A 6,227-nucleotide genomic window follows, 5' to 3' on the forward strand; every position below is an offset into this window, starting at 1 on the left:
AACGTGTGTGGCAGAGGCGGCTCCCCCTGACTCAATCCGTGACCGAGGTGAGGAATTTGGAGCGACGAAATATACCCTCCTGGCCCTTTTGGGGAGTGGCCATCTGGATGGTCCTGACTGGACTGATTGGACATTGCCCCGTTTGGCTTGCCCTGATAGTGCCCGCGGCGGCGGCCATCGCGCTGGGGCTGCTGGCAGACTACCGGGCTCGTAAGATCAGACAGCTGGAGAGGGATCTGAAAGCGCTGGGAGAGGATCTGGAGCAGGAAAAGCTCCGGTCGATCCAGCGGGAGAAGGAACTTAAAGCCGAACAGCTCAAGCGGGAGGAGCAGCTGCGCAGCGCCATCTCCCATGAGCTGCGGATGCCCTTGTCCATCATCCAGGGCTATACTGAACTGCTGACCCGGGACGATCTGGAACGGGCGCAGCGGCAGGAATATCTGGATAAGATCCTTCAGCGCACCAAATTCATTAACGACACGCTGGCCCGCCACATGCTGAATTCCCGGGAACGGGCCATGTCCTCCCCCGACTGTCATCAGATGGATCTGGTGGCGCTTACCCGTCAGATTACCTTGGATTTGTCCAATGTGCTGGGCAATAAGGGAATTGGTATTCAGTGCGTCTCTACTCAGGATGAGCTGTGGGTCAAGGCGGACAGAGATCTGCTGGGAAAGATCTTTTACAATCTGGCGGAGAATGCCGGGAAATACATGGGCCGTGAGGGGCTGATCGTTATCCGCCTCAGCCAGGTGGGCGATCAGGCCCAGGTTATCTTTCAGGATGACGGCATGGGACTGGCGGAGGATGAGACCGGCCGTATCTTTGACCTGAGCTACCAGGGCTCTAACCGCAGGGGTGGACAGGGGCACGGCCTCTACCTGGTGAAGCGGTCCATCCAGGCCCAGGGCGGCGACGTGTCTGCCTCCAGCCGGCCCGGCCAGGGTATGACCATTACCTTTACGCTTCCACTGGCGGATTCGGGGCCGTCCGGGACTGTTGGTTCCTAAAGAGTATCTAAAATCATCCTGTGATTGGTTGGGAGCTCTTTACAACCGGGCGGATCATGCTTATACTTGTATCAAGAGATCTCGATGGAAAGGGGACTGACGTTGTGCAGATCATGACGATTCCCGCTACCGTAGAAAATCTGGACAAGGTGATCGCCTTTGTGGATCAGCAGCTGGAGCGGTTCCAATGCCCCATGGAGACGCAGTTTCAAATCGATGTTGCAGTAGAGGAGATCTACGTCAACATTGCCCATTATGCCTATACCCCCGGGCAGGGCGAGGCAACCATCCGCTGTGAGGTGGAGGAAGGGCCTCCGGTCCAGGTGGTGATTGAGCTGCTGGATAACGGCGTTCCCTATGATCCCCTTGCTAAGGCGGATCCGGATGTATCCCTCACGGCGGAGGAACGGGAGATTGGAGGCCTGGGGATCTTCATGGTGAAGCAGAGCATGGATCATGTGGCTTACCGCTATGAGAATGGAAAAAATATCCTTACCCTCCGCAAGACCCTCCACGAGAAGGAAGAAAAAGCGTAATCCCCTCTGGCCTGCCGCGCACGCGGCAGGCCAGCTTTTTTCACCCTGCGCCTCTCCGGAGGATAATATGGAAAGAGGGGGTGGTCATATGGAGGAGATCCGCGGGGAGCTGGCCCAGGCCGACAAATCCCTGCTGTTTCTGGGGGTGCTGCTGGGGGCGCTCCTGCTGTCCTTCCGGGCCCTGCTGTGCCAGCGGCAGGGCCTGGCGGCGGGGCGTACCGTGGACGTATCCCCTCTGCGGCGGGAGAGCTCGGTGCTGGTGGTGCTCTCCCTGGGCTATTTTTTCTGTCTGGCCCTTCAGACCGGGCAGGACGGAGGACGGTCTGCCCAGATCAACCGATGGGCCTCTTTGTTGGTGCTGCTGGCCGCTTTGCTGCGGCTGTGGGATCTGCTGGAGGAAAATCATAACGGGCCTGCCGCGTAGCGCCGCGACAGGCCCGTTGCCATCAGTGGATCTCCGCCTGCTCTTCTTTGGCGAAGAAGGTATAGGTTCCGGTCGCCACCGTTTCTCCCTGGTCGTCGGTGATGACGGCATCGTATACCAGAATAGTTTTGCCCAGCTTCTTGGGGGTGGCCAGGCAGCGCAGCCAGCTGCCGGTGCCGGGAGCCAGGTACTGCATGGTGCAATCCAGGGTGACGCACACCCTGCCGCTGGTAAAAGCGGCGCAGCCCGCCACCGTGTCAGCCAGGGTGACCATGGCGCCGCCGTGGACCATGCCCATGGGATTCAGGTTCTCCGGGCAGATGGCCAGTCTGCCCTCGGCCTCCCGCCCCTCGATCCGGGTGACCTGAATGCCGGAATAGGTGGAATAGTGGCCCGGGGAGTTGACCCGCTCCAGCAGTTTACTGTAGGAATCCATCCAGAATCTTCTCCTCCGCTTCCTGCTCCGTGAGGCCCAAGGTCATGAGCTTGAGGATCTGGTCTCCGGCGATACGGCCGATAGCGGCCTCGTGGATGAGCTGGGCATCCACATGGTTGGCCACGATGGCGGGGATAGAGGAGATCCGGGCGTTCCCCATGATGATGGAATCGCACTGGACATGGCCGAAGCAGCTGGTGTTACCGGTCATTTTGGGATAGAACACCTGGACAGAGTCGTCCTGGGCCACTGACCGGGAGATCACCCGCCCGGTGGCGCCGGGGCCGTCCAGAATGATCTCCATGTCGCTCTCGGCGGTCTGCTGGCCATGGGTGAGCAGCTTTTCGGTGATGACCGCCTCGGCCCCGGCCCCAACCACGATGCGGGTTTCCCGCTTGGTGGAGTCCACCCCCCGGATCTGGACGCTCTCCATGCTGAGGGAGGCCCCCTCCTCCAGGTAGACCACGGTCTGGGGGTTCATGATCCGCTTGCCGGTGCCGGGGCCCTCGCCGTAGTGGCGCTCCACATAGCGGACCTTGGAGTTTTTGCCGATGTGGAAGGTGTGGACGCCGTCGTGCTGGCTGGTCTCGCAGCCGGTGTTGTGGATGCCGCAGCCCGCCACGATGTCCACGTCGCAATCCTCGCCCACGAAGAAGTCGTTGTACACCATCTCGCTCAGGCCGGTCTGGCTGATGATGACGGGGATGTGCACCGACTCGTTTTTGGTGCCCGGCTTGATGGTAATGTCGATGCCCGACTTGCCCGGCTCCTCCTTGGTGGTGATCTCGATGTTGGCGGTGTTGTTGCGGGAGTCCAGCTGCCCGTTGCGGCGGATGTTATACGCCCCCTGGGGGGTCTTTTCCAGGTCGGCGATCTCCTTCAGGAGCTTCCATTCTGCCTGATCCATGTTACTTCGCTCCTTCCGAAAGATAGGTGCACCCGGTGCTGGTGTTAGCCAGGATCTGGGGGAAGATCTCTTCCTTGGGGCCGTGTTTCTGCACTTTGCCGTCTCCAATCATAATGATCTCGTCGGCCAGATCGATGATCCGCTCCTGGTGGGAGATGACGATGAGGGTGGCCTCCCGCTTGTGGTGGATGAGCTTGAAGGTCTCGGTGAGCTTGGCGAAGGACCACAGGTCGATACCGGCCTCCGGCTCGTCAAAGATCATCAGCCCGGTCTTGCGGGCCAGGATGGTGGCGATCTCAATGCGCTTGACCTCGCCGCCGGACAGGGAGGCGTCCACCTCCCGGTCAATATAGTCCCCGGCGCACAGACCCACCTTGGTGAGGTACTGGCAGCTCTCCTCCCGGGTGAGCTTCTGGTTGCCCGAGGCCAGGGCCAGCAGGTCCTTCACCTTCAGGCCCTTGAAGCGGGGGGGCTGCTGAAAGCCGTAGCTGATGCCCAGCCGGGCCCGCTGAGTGATATTCAGATCGGTGATATCGGTGCCATTCCAGCGGATGGAGCCGCCGGTGGGCTTGACCAGGCCCATGATGGCCTTGGCAAGGGTGGTCTTGCCGCCGCCGTTGGGGCCGGTGATGACCACAAATTGGTTGTCTGACACAGTGAGGGACACGTCGTTGAGGATACCCAGCTCCTGGCCTTCCTCGCCCTCCACCTGATAGCTGAGATGGCTGATCTCCAGCATATGCAGTCTCTCCTTTGTATATGGTTCATTCCAGGAATGTATATTTTAACACGGACGACGGGAAAATACAACCCTGCCCAGGGGCAAATCTTCCATGGGGGACATAGAATGGGGGGAATCTACACAGAAACGGGAGGTTATGCGCATGGAACAGGAACTGCTGCCCACCTGCGACCGGGAAGTCTTTCAACGGGTGTGGAACCGGGTGATGCCCCAGGACCGGGAAGGCTGCCCCATTGTCCTGGAGTCGGCGGAGGAAGCTCTGCCTGCGGTGATGGTGAAGCCGGCGGAAGAGACGGAGGTCCCCTGCCTCTGCCTGGGAGAGGCTTCGGCGGCCTGGGGGGATCAGCTGCGGGCTTTCATTGACCAGGAGCTGGCGGGCCAGCGCCGCTGCCAGCTTTTGACCCGGCGGGTACAGGGAAGCGGGAGCCGGAGCCTGGCGGCCCTGGCAGCCGACAAGCGCCGCCGGGCCAAGCGGCTGAGCACCGCCTATTTCCTCATTTCCGGGGTGCGGTACTGGCCCGCCGTGCCGGGGGATGGGATGCCCCTCCAACCGGTGCCCGTCCAGCTCCGGGAGGAGTTCCGGGACTGTCAGCGGGGCGCGGCGGCCTATCGGGCCGCCGGGGCCGGGACCGCCGATTCCTGTCTGGAGGAGCTCTTCCAGGAGTGCGCCCAGGAGTGCGAGAGCCACGCCTGGACCATCCGGGGGGTGTTGGAGGGGCTGTAACAGAATACATCCCACCGGGAGAGGGGGCTGCCTGACCCTTGTGGCACAGGGAGCGGCCAGCACCCAGGCCTTTGCCGACGCTCTGCCCGAGGATGTTCTGTATTGCTATGGAAGCTCCGCCGCCAGACACTTTGCCGTAGCGGTGGGGGCAGCCCCCTTGATTCTGATCAGACTCAGGCCCGGGGACATTAGATGAATCCAGTGCCCCAGGGCCTTTCGGCCCTCAAAGCTCTTCTTCCCGCCGGGCCTGGGACAGGTAGCGGTAGACGGTGGCCTGAGAGCAGCCCAGGGCCTGGGCCACCTCCTTCACCGCACCCTTCAGCAAAAAGATCCCCTGAGGCTCCAGGGCGGACACCAGCTGCTGGCGCTGTTCGGGAGTGAGCTGGCCGGCCTCCCGGCCCAGCCCTGCCAGGGCCTGGGCCACCGCCTCCCTCGCCACCCCCTGGATGGAGTTGTGGAACCGCTCGGGGATCTGGGATGCCGGAGCCTCCTCCGGCCCCTCCAGTCCGGCGGCCTGGCAAAGCTGGAGTACCGCCTGGCTCACCGCCCGGTAGCGGCTGTCGTCAAAATTGATGCACAGCATCCCCACCAGCTCTCCCTCTTCTTTCAGGAAAAAGGTGGAGGACCGGAGGGGCTTTCCCTCCCGGGACAGGCCGGGGTAATGCACCAAATAGTCCGAGTGACGGTAGCTGCCGTCCTTTAAAATTTGCAGGGCCACGTTGGTCAGGGGAGCCCCCACCGTCCGGCCGCTGACGTGGCTGTTGGCAATGGCGATGATGGAGCAGTGCTTGTCGGTCAGGTCGTGGAGAGCCACCTCATAGTCTGGCCCCAGGGCCAGGCCCAGAAAGGTCGTGAGCCTGGAAAATTGATCTAGAATGCCGTCTGCCATCCGACCACCTCCTTTTCTCCAGTATACCGGAGAGCGGGGGCGGGAGCAAGAAAAACCAGCGCGAAAATGAGAAAAAATTCTCACGCAAGGGCGGCTACACCTGAGACTGTCGGGAATTTTGGGAATCTGTCTTGGATACCCGTTGACAAGGGGCGGGTTTCGTGATAAATTTATCTCACAAAATAAAAACAAAGGAGACAGATTCCTATGAAGCAGATCGTTAACACCGACAAGGCTCCCGCCGCCATCGGCCCCTACTCCCAGACCATCGAGGTCAACGGCATGGTGTTCACCTCCGGCCAGCTGCCCCTGAACCCCGCCACCGGCGCCTTCCCCGAGGGCATTGCCGAGCAGACCCGCCAGTCCCTCACCAATGTGAAGGCCATTCTGGAGCAGGCCGGCCTGACCATGGACAGCGTGGTCAAGACCACCGTGTTCCTCAGCGACATGAACAACTTCGGCGCTATGAACGAAGTGTACGCCACCTTCTTCAGCGAGGGCAACTTCCCCGCTCGGTCCGCCGTCGAGGTGGCCCGTCTGCCCAAGGACGCCCTGGTGG

9 protein-coding genes are annotated in these 6,227 nt (G+C 61.4%); 5 read left to right on the top strand and 4 right to left on the bottom strand.

What is annotated here, in order from left to right; genetic code table 11:
- Positions 1–47 precede the first annotated feature (47 nt).
- The 3 genes from H6B51_RS02690 to H6B51_RS02700 all read left to right on the top strand — a co-directional run bounded on the left by H6B51_RS02690 (position 48) and on the right by H6B51_RS02700 (position 1,970).
- The gene (locus H6B51_RS02690; RefSeq protein ID WP_335342091.1) at positions 48–1,010 is read left to right on the top strand and encodes a sensor histidine kinase; all 963 of its coding nucleotides are present in this window, start codon (positions 48–50) and stop codon (positions 1,008–1,010) included.
- 113 nt (positions 1,011–1,123) lie between these two features.
- A complete protein-coding gene (locus H6B51_RS02695) occupies positions 1,124–1,546 on the top strand; it encodes an ATP-binding protein (protein ID WP_243421108.1) in 423 nt (140 codons plus the stop codon).
- 88 nt (positions 1,547–1,634) lie between these two features.
- Positions 1,635–1,970 (top strand): hypothetical protein, encoded by a 336-nt coding sequence (locus tag H6B51_RS02700; protein ID WP_204882217.1) that lies wholly within the window; start codon positions 1,635–1,637, stop codon positions 1,968–1,970.
- 22 nt (positions 1,971–1,992) lie between these two features.
- Here the strand turns inward: H6B51_RS02700 and H6B51_RS02705 are convergent, their stop codons facing one another.
- From H6B51_RS02705 to H6B51_RS02715, 3 genes are read right to left on the bottom strand one after another with little or no spacing between them, the layout of a single operon-like run.
- The gene (locus tag H6B51_RS02705; protein ID WP_204882218.1) at positions 1,993–2,406 is read right to left on the bottom strand and encodes a PaaI family thioesterase; all 414 of its coding nucleotides are present in this window, start codon (positions 2,404–2,406) and stop codon (positions 1,993–1,995) included.
- Positions 2,390–3,313, bottom strand: coding sequence for a SufB/SufD family protein (locus H6B51_RS02710; RefSeq protein WP_204882219.1), 924 nt, complete (start codon positions 3,311–3,313; stop codon positions 2,390–2,392). The genes H6B51_RS02705 and H6B51_RS02710 overlap by 17 nt, the downstream gene beginning before the upstream one ends.
- Position 3,314: 1 nt before the next feature.
- On the bottom strand, positions 3,315–4,052 hold the full coding sequence (locus tag H6B51_RS02715) for an ABC transporter ATP-binding protein (RefSeq protein WP_204882220.1): 738 nt from the start codon (positions 4,050–4,052) through the stop codon (positions 3,315–3,317).
- Between the two features lie 145 nt (positions 4,053–4,197).
- Here H6B51_RS02715 and H6B51_RS02720 point away from each other — a divergent pair, with 145 nt between their 5' ends.
- Positions 4,198–4,779 carry a rubrerythrin gene (locus tag H6B51_RS02720; protein WP_204882221.1) on the top strand — a complete coding sequence of 194 codons (582 nt, stop codon included), beginning with the start codon at positions 4,198–4,200 and terminating at the stop codon, positions 4,777–4,779.
- Between the two features lie 223 nt (positions 4,780–5,002).
- On the opposite strand, the gene H6B51_RS02725 is transcribed toward H6B51_RS02720, so the two are convergent.
- A complete protein-coding gene (locus tag H6B51_RS02725; RefSeq protein WP_204882222.1) occupies positions 5,003–5,668 on the bottom strand; it encodes a helix-turn-helix transcriptional regulator in 666 nt (221 codons plus the stop codon).
- Positions 5,669–5,875: 207 nt separating this feature from the next.
- Between H6B51_RS02725 and H6B51_RS02730 the strand changes: the two genes are divergently transcribed.
- Positions 5,876–6,227: RidA family protein (locus tag H6B51_RS02730; RefSeq protein ID WP_204882223.1), on the top strand; the 352-nt coding region annotated here is incomplete at its 3' end.

The organism is Pseudoflavonifractor phocaeensis (genome assembly GCF_016901955.1).
In the GTDB taxonomy this organism is placed as follows: Bacteria; Bacillota; Clostridia; order Oscillospirales; family Oscillospiraceae; genus Flavonifractor; species Flavonifractor phocaeensis_A.